We start from the raw sequence: 18,732 nt of genomic DNA, 5'->3' as shown, positions 1-18,732 counted from the left end.
ATATATAAAGTGGCTTCACTCCTTATGGTGTTTTCTTGTTTGGTCACTTGAAAACTTCTCCATTTTGGAGTGAAGTCCCTTTTTTATATCTGGAAATCCTTTTGTATCAAGGGCTCAGATTAATGCAAAATGCTAACTTAACAACGTATATTCAAGCAAATAAAAAAAGGACGAATAATCGCCCTTTACTTATGGTCCGCATTTAGATATTCTTCTGAAACCCCTCACCCAGCACCTCGTGTGCATTGCTGATGATGACAAAGGCATCCGGGTCCACGGCCTGAACGACCGTCTTCAATCTCGGGATCTCATTCTGGCCCACAACCACCATGAGCACGGTGCGATGGTGGCCCGTATAGCCGCCTTCTGCGGTCAGTTTGGTCAACCCGCGGTCCAGGTCCTGCAAAATGGCTTTCGTAATGGAGTCGGTATGCTCCGAGATAATATAAGCCACCTTCGTAAAGCTGAAGCCCATCTCCATGGCATCTATGACCTTACCGGTCACATACAGCCCGATCAGCGCATACAGCGCCTGCTCCAGCGACAGCACCCAGGCCGCAGACAGAATGACAATCCCGTCCAGCAGCACCACGCAAAAGGAAAAGCTGAGGCCGCTGTATTTCTGCAGCAGCTGGGCGAGGATCGTCAGTCCGCCGGTAGAGCCTCGTCCCCGGTACACCAATCCGAGACCGATTCCGACGCCGATGCCGCCATAGATCGAAGCCAGAAGCGGGTTAGCGGTAGGAGCTGCCCAGTCCTGGGTCACATACACGAACAGCGGTAAAATCACGCTCCCGAGCAGGGAACGCAGCCCATACTCACGTCCCAGCATCAGAAAACCCAAGGCAAACAGCGGGATGTTAATCGCCCACTGTGTGTAGGCCGGCTGAATGCCAAACATCGCTTCCGCCAGGATGGACAGACCCGCTACCCCGCCGGAAGCAATGCCGTTTGTCAGATAAAACAAATTGAACGACAGGGCCATCACAAATGACCCTGCCGTAATAAATAAAAGATCAGCCAAGCGGCGGAGCGGCCCATTCACCGGAATGATGGGCTCTCGGCGCCGCGGCCGTGGAGATTGTGTCATGAATAAGGCTCCTCTTACTCTACGTCCTGTTTAATCTGGCTGCGCAAATATCCGTCAATGAAGACATTCAGGTCACCGTCCATGACGGCACCCACATTGCCTGTCTCCACCTGGGTACGGTGATCCTTCACCATGCTGTACGGATGGAACACATAGGAGCGGATCTGGCTGCCCCAGGCAATATCAGACTGCTCGCCGCGGATCTCCGCTAGCTGCTGCTGCTGCTCTTCAATCTTACGCTCATAGAGCTTCGAGCGGAGCATCGTCATGGCCTGTTCGCGGTTCTTGATCTGGGAGCGCTCGTTCTGGCAGGTCACGACCACCCCTGTCGGCAAGTGCGTGATCCGAACCGCGGAGTCGGTAGTATTAATATGCTGACCGCCCGCGCCGCTGGCACGGTACGTGTCGATCTTGAGATCCTCGGTCCGAATGTCCACTTCCACATCATCGGTAATCTCCGGCACAACATCACAGGAGACAAAAGAGGTGTGGCGGCGGCCAGAGGAGTCAAACGGCGAGATGCGGACGAGACGGTGAACGCCTTTTTCCGCTTTCAGATAGCCGTAAGCGTTAAAGCCTTTAATGAGCAGTGTGACACTCTTGATGCCTGCTTCGTCTCCTGCCAGATAATCCAGCGTCTCGACCTTGAAGCCGCTCTTCTCGGCCCAGCGGGTATACATCCGCAGCAGCATTTGGCCCCAATCCTGGGACTCGGTGCCGCCGGCGCCGGGATGCAGCTCAAGTATGGCGTTCAGTTTATCATACGGCTGGTTCAGCAGCAGCTGCAGTTCGAACTCTTCCAGGCGGCCCGCCAAAGCCTTCACGGACTGACCCAGCTCAGCGGCGAGCTCTTCATCGCCTTCTTCATCAGCCAGTTCGATCATGACGACCACATCATCATATTCCTGCTGCAGCTTCTCATATTTATCCACAAACGATTTCACCGCATTCATCTCGGCGATGACGCTCTGGGCCTTTTCGTTATCGTCCCAGAAGTCAGGTGCGGCCATTTTTTCTTCAAAATTCTCGATCTGTTCGTGCTTCAGATCTAAGTCAAAGAGACCCCCTAAGGTTGGTAAGTTTCTTGCTGATCTCGCGAAGGTCCTGCTTGATGGTTGGATCGATCATGACATTCGTCCTTTCTGTGGTTAGCCCTTATTCTTCATTATACCCCGACTTGCAGGGAAAACGTTCCTATCACATCATAAACTCCCTCAAGCCGGAAACATGAAGCAACCCGGCAGATGGTTCATAGCCGTTTTGGGTGCTCCACGCTTAAGCTCAAGGGAGTTTAAAGGGCGGGAGGCTGACATGCCACCCGGTTATTAGGAATTATGCGTTCTGTCCGTGACAGTTCTTGTACTTCTTGCCGCTGCCGCATGGACAAGGCTCGTTCCGGCCTGCTTCGTCCTTCACTTGCACTGGACGCTTCTCCACAGGCTCGCTGCTGTTCGTAGAAACTTTGCTCTCTTCCACAACCGCTTGGCGCTCCTGATTGGATTGGATCTGTGCCTTCATCACATAAGTGGCCACTTCTTCCTGAATCGTGGCGATCATCGTGTGGAACATTTCAAAGCCTTCGAACTGATACTCACGCAGCGGATCTGTACCGCCGTATGCACGCAGGTGGATACCTTGACGAAGCTGATCCATCGCATCGATGTGGTCCATCCATTTGCTGTCTACAGCACGCAGTACGATAACCTTCTCGAACTCACGCACCAGCTCTGCGCCGATGGTTTCTTCGCGGTCGGTGTATTTCTTCATGACACGTTCAAAGAGGTACTCGGAAATTTCATTCACTTCCTTGCCCCACAGATCGTCACGGGTCACTGCACCTTCGTCCAGCAGCTTGCTGTTGACGTATTCTGCCACATCCTGCAGATCCCAGTTCTCCGGAATATCATCACCGCAGTGTGCTTCTACCACACGGTCGATGACCGGCTTGATCATGTCGAGCACGACCTGCTTGATATCCTCGGACTCCAGAATTTCACGGCGCTGCTTGTAGATGATCTCGCGCTGCTGGTTCATAACATCATCATACTGCAGTACGACTTTACGCAGGTCAAAGTTATTGCCTTCTACCCGCTTCTGGGCGGATTCCACCGCACGGGTAATCATTTTGCTCTCAATCGGCTGATCTTCCTCAAAACCGAGGCGTTCCATCATATTGAGTACATTGTCGGTACCAAAACGCTTCATCAGCTCGTCGCCCAGCGACAGATAGAACTGGGTCGAACCCGGGTCACCCTGACGTCCGGCACGGCCGCGAAGCTGGTTATCGATCCGGCGTGATTCATGGCGCTCTGTACCAATGATATGGAGACCGCCGACATCCTGCACACCATCGCCCAGCAGAATATCCGTACCGCGTCCTGCCATGTTGGTTGCAATGGTCACAGCACCCGCCTGACCGGCACGGGAAATAATCTCGGCTTCTTCCGCATGGTATTTCGCATTCAATACTTTATGGGATACACCTTTACGCTTCAGCAGCTCGGACAGGCGTTCGGAGTTCTCGATGGACACCGTCCCAACCAGAATCGGCTGGTTTTTCTGATGGCGTTCCACGATCTCTTCCACTACAGCCTTGAACTTACCTTCCACGCTCTTGTATACGACGTCCGGCTTGTCCTGACGCTGGTTCGGCCGGTTGGTAGGAACCTGAAGCACTTCAAGACCATAAATCTTCTTGAATTCCTCTTCCTCCGTCTTCGCCGTACCCGTCATGCCTGCCAGCTTGCGGTACATCCGGAAATAGTTCTGGAATGTAATTGTAGCGAGTGTCATGCTCTCGTTCTGGACCTCGATGCCTTCCTTGGCTTCAATCGCCTGGTGAAGACCATCGCTGTAACGGCGTCCTGCCATCAGGCGGCCGGTGAATTCATCTACAATGACGACTTCATCTTCGGTTACCACATAATCCACGTCACGGCGCATGATTACATTCGCTTTCAACGCTTGTACAATATGGTGATTCAATGTCACATGGCTGTGATCATACAGGTTATCGATGCCAAAGGCACGTTCCGTCTTGGCCACACCTTTTTCCGTAAGGGACACGGCTTTGACCTTGATATCCACTGTAAAATCTTCTTCTGCTTCCAAACGCTTCACAAAACGGTCAGCCGCATAGTAAAGTTCGGTCGATTTCTGGGCCTGTCCTGAAATGATCAGCGGCGTCCGGGCTTCATCGACCAGAATGGAGTCCACTTCGTCAATGATACAAAAATGCAGCGGACGCTGTACCATCTGTTCCTTATACAGCACCATATTATCGCGCAGGTAGTCAAAACCGAACTCATTGTTTGTACCGTACGTAATATCGCAGGCATAAGCCTCCTGCTTCTGAGGATGCTCCATCCCGCTCAGGTTCACCCCGACTGTCATGCCGAGGTAATTATATATTTGCGCCATTTCTTCGCTGTCCCGGGTCGCCAGATAATCATTGACGGTTACCACATGGACACCTTTGCCTGTCAGCGCGTTTAAATAAACCGGAAGGGTACCGACCAATGTCTTGCCTTCCCCGGTTTTCATCTCTGCAATTCTTCCTTCATGGAGGGCCATACCTCCGACCAGCTGCACATCATAGTGGCGTTTACCCAGTGTACGTCTGGATGCTTCACGGACTGTGGCAAAAGCTTCAGGGAGCAGCTCGTCCAGCTCGGCACCCTTCTCCAGCCGTTCACGAAACTCGGCGGTTTTGGCTTTCAGCTGTTCGTCCGAGAGCGCCTGAAATTCAGGTTCCATTTTGTTAATTACATCGACCGTCTTCATGAGACGTTTGACATCACGCTCGTTGGTGTCGCCGAAGATCTTCTTGACAAGTCCTAGCATGGTTAACCCCTTTCGTGCAAACAAATAGAATAGAACCGATTTCATGTTCACGATCAAAGGGCTGCTGGATGAAATCGATTAGTGAATGCATAAATAAAAAATGACAATCCTGTCAGCCAGGGTCAAACCCCGTCCGCAGGATACACGTTAGTTAAATTGTAACAGTTTGTAAAGGATGCCGCAACACATAAGGTTAAAGGAGTATACGCCAAGTTACATTAAAGAGCCCCACTGCCATAAAGGCAAGTAGGGCTCATCATACATTATATTAGGTTGGTGAGCGTCATCTAATCCCGCTCGATTAAGCCGTACTTCCCGTCGTCACGCTTGTATACGACGTTCACTTCTTGTGACTCAATGTTGGTGAATACAAAGAAATCATGACCAATCATGTTCATCTGGAGGATCGCTTCCTCCACGTCCATCGGCTTCATCGTAAACCGCTTGGTACGTACTACTTCCAATTCATCGTCATCTGTCTCTTCTTCGTGATCCAGTGCAACAACACCGGCTGCCGATCCATTCTCCACGAACAGCGTCTTCAGACTGCCTTCCTGGCGGAACTTGCGGTTCAGCTTCGTCTTGTGCTTACGGATCTGGCGTTCCAACTTGTCCACAACAGCGTCAATGGAAGCATACATATCGTCGCTTCGATCTTCTGCCCGGAGCATAACGCCCGGCAGTGGAATCGTAACCTCCACTGTGTGCAATCCTCGGATAACATTAAGCGTTACATATCCTTCCGAGGTGGGGGGTGCATCGAAATACTTTTCGAGTCTGCTGAGCTTCTTGTCAACGTAGTCCTTCAACGCGTCGGTCACATCAATTTGTTGACCTCGAATACTGAATTGCATTGGGCACTCCTCCTTTGCCCCTCCATTATAACACTTTGTTAAGGGGATGTAAAAACCGTTGTATGTTGAACATTACCCAAAGAACAGAAAAAAGACTCTGGTTCTCACCAGAGTCTTTTCGCTACGAATCTTCAGTTGTTAACCATCAATACCGTGCTATGTAGGTCGGCTAAAGCCGGATGATTATAATCTGATTACGTTAGCTGCTTGCGGTCCGCGTGCGCCTTCAACAAAACCATCAAACCCGCTCCTAAGATCGCTCCTATAGTATCTACAATTACATCTTGCAGTAACGGAGTACGGTCTGGGGTCAGGCTCTGATGAAATTCGTCCGAACATGCATACAGAAAAGAGATCAGAACCGCGGAACTATATCCCCGCCACGGCCTTTTGGCATTGAACGCATAGACCAGCGCGAACCCGAGCAGGGCGTAAATGGATAAATGCGCTCCCTTTCGAATCAGAAACTCAAGTACCCCCGCATTTCCCAGTGCGCTCGCGCTTATCTCACTCCCTGCATACTGAAAGTGAATCCCGGACAAGCTCCTCGCCAAGGAGTCTGTTACGAAACTCCCCTTCAGACTGGGCCTCAGATCCTGTTCATGATAAGGCTGGGAGGAGAACAGAAATATGATGACCATTACCAGCACTGCAGGAAGCCATCTGAAGAGTTTTGGCATTATTCTACCTCTCTTGGTATGACATGAAATTAGAACTGTAAACGCAAACAGACGTAACCCGCAAGGAGCCAGCAGGCTGCAAACGCTAACGGATACCAGAAAGCGAGCTTTATCGGCTTCAGAGACTTGGCTTCAAACCAGCATGTTTGTAAGATCAAGCCCGAGGTCCATGCGATCCCCACAGACAGGAGGCTGTGCGTATAGCTGTAAACGACAAAAGCGCATGCCCCAAATACGAGATTGGTCACAAGAGTGATCAGCCATAAAGACTTATATTCTCCCCTGGCCTGTAAATACTCGTAGCTCAAATTGCTCTGAGCCGCCAGCAGCACCGAAATTAACATGAACAGATACAGCAGAAAGTCGGATCTTCCTTGCAGCAGCCCATGCAGCATATATTGGTTAACATAAGGAAATAAACATATAAATACAAGGAGAAGCACCGAGTAAAATCCCCAGCTGATCAGCGTGTATTTCCGGTAATTCGCCGTCTTTACCGAACCCCCTGCAAAGTATGGAAAGACGACCATCCCCAAGCCGTTGGAGAAGAACCAGATTTTCGAAAGCACATCATAAGTACTTCTGAATAATCCCAGCCCCGCTACACCGAACCAATGCGAAACCATCAACGCCATCATTCCGCTCAGATTAATCTGCAGCGCCTGGGTGACGGAAAGAAAAAAGGATTCCTTATAATAGCGAAATACCTGGCGAAGATTATCCCGGTTCACCTGCCCCAGATCAAAGATGCGGATATGACCCTCCCGAATCATCCTTCTGGACAAACGGATATCGAAAATTCTGCGCAGCGTCAGGAGAAGCAGGACGATAAATATATGCTGGGTAACAACAGCCCCGATGATGAGAAGCATGTAACGGATTAGTCCGGAGACTAGATTAAAGGCGCTGATTCTTTCAAATTTCTTGTTAGCTGCGGCGTATGCTATGTGTATTTTCGAAGGCATATACAAAACATATTCAATAGGCACCATTACACCAAGCAGAAGGGCGTACTTCCATGGCACTCCAAAACCCGCCTGGATGATCGGCACGATGAAAGGGATCGATAGAATGATCATCGCAACCGTGAAATAATAGAAGCAGCTGATTACCTTTTGGAGCTCTGCGTTATTGTTCTGAGACAGCAGCTTCGTGAAATGCTTTATAATGCCAAGCTCAAACAAAGTGTAGTAGGAAAACAGGGTCAGATAGATCCCGTAATATCCATATCCTTCAATCCCCATATGTGCAAGGAGCACGGGAACGGTAATAAACCCCAGAATTCCGAGCAGCATATTGCTGGCGTAAACGGAGAACAGCTTTTTGATCATGTTTACCTCTAAAATGGTCTAGTATTTCCAGAATGGGATATATGGCTTTGGTGTCAATCTGCCCAAGAACACATTTAGCACAAAATAGGCCAGGCAGATTGTCAAAATGGACAAATAAAGCAGTCCCTTTTTTCTTGGTTCGGTGCGGGCAATTAACAGCGGGATAATAATCAGATAGCTGACCATAAAGTATCCCCCGATTCTGTTCAGGATCAGCATGCTGGTTACACTTAACGTGCTGAACAAGAAACTGATCAGGCCCATATGAATCATCGCGCTGCTGACCACGGACATCCGATTCTCTTTATTTTTTATATACTCAATATAGTAGAAACAGCATAGCAGTATGAATAGTAGAGCGGGTAATAAAGCATTCAGCATATTGGCTTCCTGTACGCCATAGCTGCCTTCCATATATTCATCGGAATACACAAACTTCTGGATCCAGGGGAGCACTGCGCCAAAGCCTGCATTCAAAAATGCAATGCCGATCATATATTTCAAGATGGTCTGTCCGGAAATGTTAATGAGAACTAGAAAATACAGCGGGATCATCACGATAGCACTGGTATGAAAGGTCATCGCAATCAGAATGATGATCATATAACGTATCATTTTTCGGGATAGAAGAAACGGAATAGCGTATAAACAAATCGAAATCGCAATATACTGCCTCGTTATATTATGAGCGACAAAATACTGCCCCAGCGTCACAAACAGCAGCACACTTAAATAGGGATTTGCGGAGTATCTGTAGATGAATATAAAGAATGATAGGATAATCCAGGCGCTGCTGATTATAAAATACCATTGGGGATCCTCGGTGAACAGCGAGATGAGCTTTCGAAACAGCATATGTCCATATTCATCATAGCTCCAAAATATCTCTTTAAAGCTCATGCTGCTGGCCTTGATAAACCCCACATAATTCGCATAAAAATCACCGCCCGTTTCAAACCGAAAACCGGACAGCAGGGCAAGCATGGTGCCGGATATAAACAGGAACAGCCGCTGAATTGAAGATTCTTGCCTGGATAGCGTCTGCAAAATGGAGATCCAGATCAGCAGCAGGAAAACCAAGGCGATATATATCATTTACTTTCTTCCCATTTTGTAGGTTAGATAGCTCAAGACTAAGGCCGGCGGAAGAGCCAAAGCTGTCAGTATTCTAGAAGGGGCTTTCCTTATGGCCCCCTTCTCCCCGCTCAGCAGACAACCGATAATATAACGGATAGAGTACAGATACCTGTTCTTCAGTGTCCGTGAATGCTCGGCCCCCTGCCTGTTCAGAAGCATATATCCCTTGGGGTTGTTCTGAATCAATCTTCTGACATTTCTAGTATATCCATCCTCAAGATATCTGCATATATATATAATTTCATCTAATATATATAATGAGTAGTGCTGGTCGATTTGGAGATATACATAGCTTTCGCCGATAAACTTCTCGCCTTCAAATACATAAAAGGGAAACTCCTTCAAAATCTCGGTTCTGAACAGCAGTGCCGTATCCCCGCGAAAGCCATGTACATGATACAAATCGCTTAAACGGGAGGCTTGAATGTGCCGGGGCATGGCGGTGCCGATTGGTGTATGCCTGTCCGTTCCCCTCAGGGCTGCAATTCCGCTGATTTCCCGCTTGCTGCCGATCCGGTCCCATACACGGATCAGGGTATCGACCGCATCCTCGGTCAAATAATCGTCCGAATCAACACAGATGAACAGCTCTGTATCGCACAGCTGCACCCCCTTATTATGCGCCCGCTGCTTTCCACCATTCTCCTGTTTATAGTACTGAATTTCGATCAGGTTCTCCGCTATCCAGCCCTGCACTAGCTCTTCGGTATCATCTGTTGACCCGTCATCCACGATCAGCCACAGGAAGGAAGGGTGAATCTGCTTCTTCAAGCTCTCGTATAATGTTCCCAAAATATAAGCGCGGTTATAGCATGGAGTAAACACTGTGATTCTCTTCATTTTAAGGATCCGCCCCATCGGTTTCTTCATTGTGGACTGCCTGCTTTTGACAGATAAAAGTCCTCGAGCCATCGGGCCGTATCTGCGATGTCAAACCCGTTTCTTTTTATCTCGTTCCATGTGCTCTCTCGTTCATATCCGCCGGCATACTGTACAATTGCCTCTGCCCAGGCATCTGGCGGTTCATCCAGCGAAATGGCTTGTATGTTCTTCGTAATAAAAGCTTCAGCCGGGATCGAATCCGAGACAATGCACGGTAATCCGGCTGCCTGCGCTTCAATCGTGACAATGCCCAGGCCCTCATGCAGGGAAGGAAACACAAATACATCCATTGCCTGCATCAGCTCTGCGATATCTGCTCGTCCACCGGTAAACATAACACGTTCCGTGAGGCCAGCCTGTTCAACCTCCTGCTCGATCATGCCGCGCAGCTCGCCCTCACCGACAAGCATTAATACCGCATTTGACTGGCGGAGGCACATCGACTTAAAGATCTGAATGAGTCTCTTGTGATTCTTGGGGGCGGTAAACCGGCCAACATGACCGATGACAAATTTCCCTTCCACCTCTAACTGGCCGCGCATCTCATACCGCAGCTCCCGGGAATATTGGAACCGCTCGGCAAATATCGCATTATTCAGTACCTTGAATTGATCGGATGCTGCTGCTTTCACACCAAATCGGTCTACTCCGGCTGCCCTCGAGCATCCAAAGAAGTAATGAGCGGCAGATCGGGTCGGATAAGCCAACAGCGGAATAAGCAATCTTCTCATCCTGCCGCCGCCTTTCTTCATGCCATGACTGTGAGCGATTGTGAATCTTCCGCGGGCTTTGGCCAGCCTCAAGTAAATGGCTGCAGACCTTCCTATATGCCCGTGTACCACGGCATGTTCCGGATGATCTGCTAAAAAGCTTCTCCAGGCCCGGCAGTAGGAGAGATGATTAATCCCTTCATACATGGGCATCCGGTATAATCGGCCGCCCAGCTGCAGAATTTCCTCATCGTAGTCCCCCTGCTTATGGGTGTGTATCATAAAATCAAACTGGATTCGGCTCCGGTCCATCTGACGGTAAAGGTTCATCAGCATGGTTTCGGTTCCCGCACGATTCATCGTGCCAACGACATGCAATATGCGAAACGGCTGTTTCATGGTATGTATCTCCTTGTGCACGCTGCGGGAAATTGGCTTCCTGCAACAGCTTTCCTTACAAATTCTCCTTGTACCATTCGAGTGCTAGAGCGATGCCGGTATGAAAGTTAATGTCCGGATTGTATCCCAGCCGTTCTCTTGCCTTGGCGATATCCGCATTGCTGTGTCTAATATCAGCGGCCCGCTCCGGTCCGAAAACAGGCTCGATGTGTTTGTTCAGCGCACTGCACAGATCATCATAAATATCGATCAGGTACTCGCGTCCACCGAAAGCGATGTTATACACCTCGCCTGCGGCATCATGGGGAGCAAGGCAAGCCCTCAAATTGGCCTGTATGACATTGTCGATGTACGTAAAGTCCCGGCTCTGTTTTCCGTCTCCGTTAATGACCGGCCGCTCATCATTCAGCAGCTGCTTGATAAATTTGGGGATTACGGCAGCATAGGCACCGTTTGGATTTTGTCTTCTGCCGAACACGTTATAGTACCTTAAGCCATAGGTATCCAGCTGATAGAGCTGGGTATACAGCCGGCCGTATTCTTCTCCGACCTTCTTGGTCAGTGCATAAGGGGAGAGAACCCGACCTTCTCTGCCTTCTCTCTTGGGCAGGGTCGGCTCATCGCCATATACGGAAGAGCTTGAGGCGTATACAAATTTTTGAACTCCGCTGTGCCTGGCGGCTTCCATCATGTTCAGCGTACCCTTGATGTTAACCTCTTCGTACAGCCGAGGCATTTCGATGCTTCTCGGAACACTGCCCCAGGCAGCCTGATGAAGAACATAGTGTGCTCCTCGGCAGGCCGCGAGGCAGGTATCATAGTCGCGGATATCACCATGAATAAAGGTGTAGCCGGGATGGGCCGCCAGGAAATCGACGTTTTCCGGTTTGCCGTTCGACAGATCATCCAGACAGCGCACCTCATAGCCCAGGCCCAGGATGGCCTCGCACAGATTGGAGCCGATAAATCCGGCGCCGCCGGTAACGAGAAACACCGCATCCTTTTCAAATTTCCATTCACGGGAGCCGAACGCCCGCTGTCCCGTTCTACTCTTCTGTATGTTCTCCCCCATAGGTTACAGCCTCCAGTACGTATAACCCAGCATCTCGTATTCTTTGCGGTTCAGCATCCCCTTCAGATCAAGCAATACGGGATTAGCGCTGGTGTCATGTCTATAAAACGTGTTGATGATGTCCGGGGTTAAGCGCCGGAATTCATCATGAGCCACGGCGAGAATAACCGCGTCCATGCCCGATATCCCCTCCCAGGAAGCCAGCTCCAGACCATACTCCTTCCGGACTTCCGCCTCCTCAGCAGCCGGATCGGCGATCTGCGGCTGAATGCCATACTCGGCAAGCTCCTGGACGATGTCGATGACTCGGGTGTTGCGGGTGTCCGGGCAGTTTTCTTTAAATGTAAATCCGAGAATGCCGACTTTGGCTGTTTTTACCGGGACATCGGCCTGAATCAGCAGCTTGATCAGATTTTCAGCTACATACTTTCCCATCGAGTCGTTAATCCGTCTGCCTGACAATATGATCTGGGAATGATAGCCCAGCTGTTCGGCCTTGTAGGTCAAATAATAGGGATCCACTCCAATACAGTGCCCGCCGACAAGCCCCGGACGAAAACCAAGAAAGTTCCACTTCGTGCCTGCTGCCTCCAGCACCGCGTTGGTATCGATGCCCATCTTGTTAAAAATCATCGACAGCTCATTCATAAACGCGATATTGATGTCACGCTGCGAGTTCTCAATGACCTTGGCCGCTTCCGCGACCTTGATGGATTCGGCGCGGTAAACGCCGGCCTCTACGACAAGCTCGTACACCCGGGCGATCACATCCAGCGTCTCCTCATCCATGCCGGCGACCACTTTAACAATCGTCTCCAGTCGGTGCTCCTGGTCTCCGGGATTGATGCGTTCCGGGGAGTAGCCGACTTTAAAGCCGGTCCCGTACTGAAGCCCTGACGCCTCTTCCAGAATAGGGACACATAGATCCTCGGTGACCCCTGGATACACCGTGGATTCAAACACCACGATGGAGCCTTCAGCAAGATGTCTGCCCAGTGTACGGCTTGCCGCCATCAGCGGACCCAAATCCGGAGTACAATCCGGTTTAATGGGAGTGGGAACAGCTACAATATGGAACTCCGCCTCCCTCAGCCTGGTTTCATCAGAAGTAAATTCCACCGAGCATCCCGCGATTGCCTCATCGCCGACCTCCCGTGTAGGATCAATTCCGCTCTGGTAAAGGTCGATTTTGGCTTGATTCATGTCAAACCCAATGACCTGCACTTGTCTGGAGAATGAAACAGCAATCGGCATACCTACATATCCCAGCCCGATTAAAGAAATTTTCGCTTCCTTGTTAACTAATCTCTCGTACACGTTCATCCGAGTTGTCTGCATCAGGCCCATTCGAATTCCCCTTTACCGATTGATCTTGTCCAATTCCTCCAGATAAGCGCCGACAACCCGTTTACGGTCATATTCACTCAGCATCTTCGCTCTCCCTGCTGCTCCCATCGCCTGCTTCTTTTCATGAGGCAGATTAGCAAAATGAAGAATCGTCTCTGCCAGGCTGTCCGCATCCTTGACCTCAAAGCCCAGCCCGCTGATCCCTTCATCAAATGTCTCGACGCATCCGGCAACACGCGAAGCCAGCACCGGGCGTCCTGCCGCCGCAGATTCCAGCAGAACATTGGCCGTGCCCTCATGATAGGAGGGCAGGATCGCGACGTGGGATTTTCTGATAAAAGATTTAACATCCGTTTGAACGCCACGATATGTAATCAAGCCCCGATTCTCGTAATCCGCCAGCTTGTCCTCATAGTGCTCTTCGCACCCTCCCACAAGATCAAACCGGATATGAGGGTATCGGACCTTTACTTTGCCAGCAGCCTCAAGCAGCTCATCAATCCCTTTGGCCTTCATGATCCGGCCGATAAACAGGCAGTTCAGTGTTTCACCGGCAGGCGGATATTCTTCATAGGAATGCTCTGTAACATTCACCCCGGAACCGGGGATCAGACGAGCAGCTTCCTTTTTGATCAAGCGATGCCCGGTAAAGAACTGCTTATTCTGTACGTTCTGAAAGAACACACACCTTGCTTTTTTCAGCCCGAGCCTGTACAGAGTCTTGGTGATGTTCTGCATCATTCCCTTGTTTACCATCGCAGTGCCTAGTCCCGTTATATTCGCAATATAGGGAGTGCCTGTCCATCGGCAGGCCACACCACCGAAGGTGCTGGGCTTTATCGTGTAGGTAAGCGCAATATCCGGCCGGATCTTCCTCATTAGCCGAATGTAAAACATCAGCAGCCCCAGATCCCTGATTGGATGCGTGCCCCTTCGGTCAACAGAGGTCTCCACAAACCGGCAGCCCAGATCTTCAAGCTTCGAGGTATATTCATCTCTGGGCAAGGAGATGTAGACTTCGTGATTTTGCTGAATGAATTCCTGCAGGAGCTCTTTCCGGAATTTATACAATCCCATTCCATAGTTGGCCAGTATGAGAATTTTCATCTTCTATAATCTCCTTACCGGGACGCCCACGTAAGTTCCAGCCTCAGTTAAGTCCCTGATGACTGCGCTTCCTGCTCCCACCATACAGTTGGCGGCAATCGTAATATTATGGATCACGGCACTTCCGATCCCCATCCAGGTATGATCTCCAACCGAGACGTTACCTGCCAGACACACGCCCGGAGAGATATGGACATAGTCCCCGATCGTATTATCATGATCTATCGCTGCACGGGTATTAATAATGCAGCCTTTGCCTATGGCTGTAGAGCACTGAATCACAGCCCCTGCCATGACTACCGTTCCCCTGCCCAGCAACACTTCGCTTCCAATGATCGCAGACGGATGAATGATCGTTGCGAGACCCGCCCCACGGGATTCCAGCGACACTTGTATATTCCTTCTGATCCGGCCGCTGCCTACCGCAACTATATAATCTGAGCGGTCAATATAGGCGAAGGCCTGCTCTACGGTTCCAATGACTTCGTGTCCGGCTGTATTAGACAAGTCAGGACGATCATCGGCAAAGAAGACCCGGTCCCACAATCCCATTTGAACAGCCGCATCCGCTGTAACTCGACCATGACCACCGGCGCCAATAATGATGAGGCTTTTGCCCATGTCCTCAGCTTCCTCTCTTTTCGTCCCGCTCCTTCGTGCCAACGAAGACATCCATGGTGGAAGACTCCGGAGCATGAATCCCTTCTCGGCACACCGTTTTAACGATGGTGGCCCCGATAATACGCAGATCTTCCATGAAGGTGATGCGTTCCACGTAATCGATATCCAGCTTGAATTTTTGTTCCCAGCTGATGGCATTCCGTCCATTAATCTGTGCGAGCCCGGATAAACCGGGCCTAACTTCGTGGCGGCGCCGCTGAACTTCGTTATAGAGCGGTAAATACTGCACCAACAGTGGCCTTGGCCCTACCATCGACATATCCCCTTTAAGGATGTTGAACAGCTCAGGCAGTTCATCCAGGCTGGTGGATCTCAGCCATTGGCCAAACCGGGTCAATCTCAGCTCATCCGGGAGCGGATTCCCCTGCTCATCCCTCTGATCTCTCATTGTTCGGAACTTATACAGCATAAAGAGCTTCTCTTGAAGTCCCGGGCGCTGCTGCATGAAGATGACAGGCGATCCCAGCTTCACTTTCACCAGCAGAGCTGTTATGAGCAGAACCGGCGATAACATAATGATGGCGAGAAGGGAGGCTGTAATGTCTAACGGTCTTTTCATAAATTTAGAATAAAAGCCTTCGGTACGCATTCTCTGCCTCTACTCCCACAGCTTATTTATGATGGATACAATTCTGTGCAGATCCTCGATGTCCATATGGGTATCACTCGGCAGACATATGCCATTTAGAAACAATTGTTCCGAGACGCCCTCCCCGATGAAATCATAGGATTCGAATACAGGCTGCATATGCATCGGCTTCCAGAGGGGTCTGGCTTCAATATTGTTTCTTTCCAAGGCCAGCAAAATATCCAGCGGACGCACCGCGCCATGCAGGGTGATGCAGGACAGCCAGCAGTTCGGTTCATTCCACTCCCGGATTGGCATCATCTCCACCCCGTCCAGCCCGCCAAGCTCCCGGGTATAATATTGAAAAATCTCGCGTTTCTTCCGGATCCTCTGATCCAAAACCTTCAGCTGTCCCCTTCCGATACCTGCCAGGACATTACTCAGTCTGTAATTGTAACCCAGCTCGCTGTGCTGATAATGCCTTGCTTCATCCCGGCTCTGGGTGGCCCAGAACCTTACCTTGGCCGCTTGTTCTTCATCCCCGGTAACAAACATGCCTCCGCCTGAAGTGGTTATAATCTTGTTTCCGTTAAAAGAGTAAATCCCGTAATCGCCAATGGTCCCTGTATATTTCCCCTTATAGGTGGTGCCCAGCGATTCTGCCGCATCTTCGATCAGAGGAACATCATAGGTTCTGCAAATGTCTGAAATGCGGTCCAGATCGGCAGACAAGCCGTAAATATGAACCACCAGCACCGCCTTAGGCTTCAATCCAAGCTTGAGGTATTTCTCAAAAGCTCTTTCCAGCGCCGCAGAGCACAAATTCCACGTTTCAGCATCACTATCAATAAATACCGGGACGGCGTTCAGATAAAGGATCGGGTTCACCGTGGCGGAAAACGTAAGGGTAGAGCAGAATACCAGGTCTCCTTCCCGGACTCCAGCCGCCTTTAGAGCCATATGGATCGCTGCTGTTCCGGAGGAAAGCGCAGCTGCCGCCTTGGTGCCAACCTTATTCGCGAGTTCACATTCAAACTCGTCTACATTCCTGCCCAGGGGTGCGATCCAGTTGGTGTCAAAAGCCTCCCTGATATATTCCATCTCATATCCCTCATCGCTCATATGCGGTGAAGCGAGATAAATTTTGTCATCCATCCCGAAGCCTTCCTTCCTAACCTGTAGGTACTGCCTCATATTTCGGAACAAGGTGCTTGAGTGTTTCCTGAACCGAGGTGGTATCATCCTCTGTGATCTTCCGCAGCCTGGCGAGCTCCAGCTCCATCTGATGGATGCTGAGATCACCTGATCTGCCCACGAATATCCGGTTATGACAGGTGGCCGTCGTATGCTCCTCATCGGTCAGAAGCTCCTCATACATCTTCTCCCCATCGCGAATTCCCGTGAAAGCAATATCGATCTCACTGTATGGATCATATCCCGACAATCGGATTAAATCTTCTGCAAGCGTCACAATCTTGACCGGCTCCCCCATATCCAGCACGAAAATCTCTCCTCCCTTGAGAAATGAACCTGCCTGCAGTACCAGCTGCACAGCCTCAGGGATCGTCATGAAATAACGCACCATCTCCGGATGCGTAACAGTGACCGGGCCGCCTTCTAGGATCTGCTGCTTAAATACCGGAATCACACTGCCGCGGCTCCCCAGTACATTGCCAAAGCGCACGGCTGCAAATTTAGTCTGGCTGGAGGCGCTCAAGCTCTGGATGTACATTTCGGCAATCCGCTTGGTCGTTCCCATAACACTGGTCGGATTCACCGCCTTATCTGTCGAGATCAGAACAAAGCGGTCCACACCGTAACGGCTGGAGCAATCTGCCACGTTTTTGGTGCCAAATACATTGTTCTTCACGGCCTCGGCCGGATTCCGCTCCATGATCGGCACATGCTTGTGGGCAGCAGCGTGAAATACAACCTGGGGCCGGTGCACCCGAAAAATCTGGTCGATCCGCTTCTCGTCCTGGATATCAGCAATAATCAATTCACAGCTGAGTTCCGGATAATCCTTCTTCAGTTCTCTCCCGATCTGGTAGATACTGTTCTCTCCGTGTCCCAGGAGCAGCAGCTTCCCCGGATGATAGCCAGCCAGCTGCCGGGACAGCTCCGAACCGATCGATCCGCCAGCACCGGTGATCAGCACTGTTTGATGCTTTACATAATTCATAATCCCGGCCAGATCTGTCTGAACAGGTTCTCTGCCAAGCAAATCCTCCACACTGACTTCTCTCACGGTGCTCAGTGACACCTTGCCCGAAATCAGATCATCGATACGGGGTATCATTTTCAACGCTGCACCTGTATTTTTACAAATTCTAGCAATCTGGGAGATGTCATCCTTCGTAGCGGATGGAATCGCAATAATAATTTCTTTGATCTTATATCGCTCTACAATCTCGGGAATCCTGTCCCGGTTCCCCAGAACCGGCAGTCCATACACCTGCAGATTGGATTTACCGGAGTCATCATCGATAAAACCGACCGGTTTCATGGCACGCCTGGAGCTTTTCAGTTCCTTGACAATCATGACGCCGCACGCCCCCGCCCCCACGATCAGCACATGGGTGAACCCCTCCGGCGGGATTTCCTTCGTGACCTTCGGACTCATCAATCTCCAAACAAACCGGCTTCCGCAGACAAGCAGCAGAATATTCTCGATGGAGTGGACGAATACCGATAACGGAACAGGCTCGGAAAACAGCAGCCATGAGCATATATGGGATACTACCCCTCCTACCAAAACTCCCTTGCCAATGGCTAAAAGCTCATCGATACTAGCATATCGCCAGGCTCTATGATACAAGCGGAAATAGTACAGACAAAAACCGAGACAAATGGTATTTAACACACACAGACGGTACATTTGTAACTGGTACTCAATCGGAAAGTCATAGTAGAACCTAAACCAATAGGAACCTATAACACTAACCCATATAATGGCAGCGTCCTGCAGGATCAGCAGTGCAGAGTCTCTTCCAAATTTCACATTTGTCCGCCTCCACGGATGAGAACAACC

16 protein-coding genes are annotated in these 18,732 nt (G+C 50.3%); all 16 read right to left on the bottom strand.

Features of this window, described 5'->3' with window-relative positions:
- Nucleotides 1–202: 202 nt before the first annotated feature.
- Nucleotides 203–1,090 carry a YitT family protein gene (locus HII30_RS12770; RefSeq protein WP_169505435.1) on the bottom strand — a complete coding sequence of 296 codons (888 nt, stop codon included), beginning with the start codon at nt 1,088–1,090 and terminating at the stop codon, nt 203–205.
- A gap of 14 nt (nt 1,091–1,104) precedes the next feature.
- Nucleotides 1,105–2,218 (bottom strand): peptide chain release factor 2 gene (gene prfB / locus HII30_RS12765; RefSeq protein ID WP_169505434.1). Its coding sequence is split into 2 segments (ribosomal slippage): nt 1,105–2,145 and nt 2,147–2,218, totalling 1,113 coding nucleotides; the frame shifts between segments, so codons are not numbered across the junction.
- A gap of 204 nt (nt 2,219–2,422) precedes the next feature.
- Nucleotides 2,423–4,933, bottom strand: coding sequence for a preprotein translocase subunit SecA (gene secA / locus HII30_RS12760; RefSeq protein WP_169505433.1), 2,511 nt, complete (start codon nt 4,931–4,933; stop codon nt 2,423–2,425).
- Nucleotides 4,934–5,220: 287 nt separating this feature from the next.
- Nucleotides 5,221–5,787, bottom strand: a complete 567-nt coding sequence (hpf, locus tag HII30_RS12755; protein ID WP_169505432.1) for a ribosome hibernation-promoting factor, HPF/YfiA family — start codon at nt 5,785–5,787, stop codon at nt 5,221–5,223.
- A 194-nt stretch (nt 5,788–5,981) separates the two neighbouring features.
- Nucleotides 5,982–6,467, bottom strand: coding sequence for a VanZ family protein (locus HII30_RS12750; protein ID WP_169505431.1), 486 nt, complete (start codon nt 6,465–6,467; stop codon nt 5,982–5,984).
- A gap of 29 nt (nt 6,468–6,496) precedes the next feature.
- Nucleotides 6,497–7,798 (bottom strand): lipopolysaccharide biosynthesis protein, encoded by a 1,302-nt coding sequence (locus tag HII30_RS12745; RefSeq protein WP_169505430.1) that lies wholly within the window; start codon nt 7,796–7,798, stop codon nt 6,497–6,499.
- A gap of 18 nt (nt 7,799–7,816) precedes the next feature.
- Nucleotides 7,817–8,893, bottom strand: coding sequence for an EpsG family protein (locus HII30_RS12740; protein WP_169505429.1), 1,077 nt, complete (start codon nt 8,891–8,893; stop codon nt 7,817–7,819).
- Nucleotides 8,894–9,775, bottom strand: a complete 882-nt coding sequence (locus HII30_RS12735; RefSeq protein WP_169505428.1) for a glycosyltransferase family 2 protein — start codon at nt 9,773–9,775, stop codon at nt 8,894–8,896.
- A 26-nt stretch (nt 9,776–9,801) separates the two neighbouring features.
- Nucleotides 9,802–10,926 carry a glycosyltransferase family 1 protein gene (locus HII30_RS12730; protein ID WP_169505427.1) on the bottom strand — a complete coding sequence of 375 codons (1,125 nt, stop codon included), beginning with the start codon at nt 10,924–10,926 and terminating at the stop codon, nt 9,802–9,804.
- A gap of 55 nt (nt 10,927–10,981) precedes the next feature.
- Nucleotides 10,982–11,998: an SDR family oxidoreductase gene (locus tag HII30_RS12725; RefSeq protein WP_169505426.1), complete on the bottom strand. Its 1,017-nt coding sequence runs from the start codon at nt 11,996–11,998 to the stop codon at nt 10,982–10,984.
- A gap of 3 nt (nt 11,999–12,001) precedes the next feature.
- Nucleotides 12,002–13,321, bottom strand: a complete 1,320-nt coding sequence (locus HII30_RS12720; protein WP_169505517.1) for a nucleotide sugar dehydrogenase — start codon at nt 13,319–13,321, stop codon at nt 12,002–12,004.
- A gap of 36 nt (nt 13,322–13,357) precedes the next feature.
- Complete coding sequence (locus tag HII30_RS12715; protein WP_169505425.1) at nt 13,358–14,452, bottom strand: glycosyltransferase family 4 protein; 1,095 nt, start codon at nt 14,450–14,452, stop codon at nt 13,358–13,360.
- A gap of 3 nt (nt 14,453–14,455) precedes the next feature.
- Nucleotides 14,456–15,073 (bottom strand): acetyltransferase, encoded by a 618-nt coding sequence (locus HII30_RS12710; RefSeq protein ID WP_169505424.1) that lies wholly within the window; start codon nt 15,071–15,073, stop codon nt 14,456–14,458.
- 4 nt (nt 15,074–15,077) lie between these two features.
- The gene (locus tag HII30_RS12705; RefSeq protein WP_246246357.1) at nt 15,078–15,692 is read right to left on the bottom strand and encodes a sugar transferase; all 615 of its coding nucleotides are present in this window, start codon (nt 15,690–15,692) and stop codon (nt 15,078–15,080) included.
- A gap of 39 nt (nt 15,693–15,731) precedes the next feature.
- A complete protein-coding gene (locus HII30_RS12700; RefSeq protein WP_169505422.1) occupies nt 15,732–16,856 on the bottom strand; it encodes a DegT/DnrJ/EryC1/StrS family aminotransferase in 1,125 nt (374 codons plus the stop codon).
- 16 nt (nt 16,857–16,872) lie between these two features.
- Nucleotides 16,873–18,702 carry a polysaccharide biosynthesis protein gene (locus tag HII30_RS12695; RefSeq protein ID WP_343045106.1) on the bottom strand — a complete coding sequence of 610 codons (1,830 nt, stop codon included), beginning with the start codon at nt 18,700–18,702 and terminating at the stop codon, nt 16,873–16,875.
- Between the last annotated feature and the right edge of the window lie 30 nt (nt 18,703–18,732).

Origin of the sequence: Paenibacillus lemnae (assembly GCF_012933385.1) — a bacterium.
GTDB classification, from domain to species: Bacteria; Bacillota; Bacilli; order Paenibacillales; family Paenibacillaceae; genus Paenibacillus_AQ; species Paenibacillus_AQ lemnae.
This window is presented reverse-complemented; position numbering and strand designations above follow the sequence as displayed.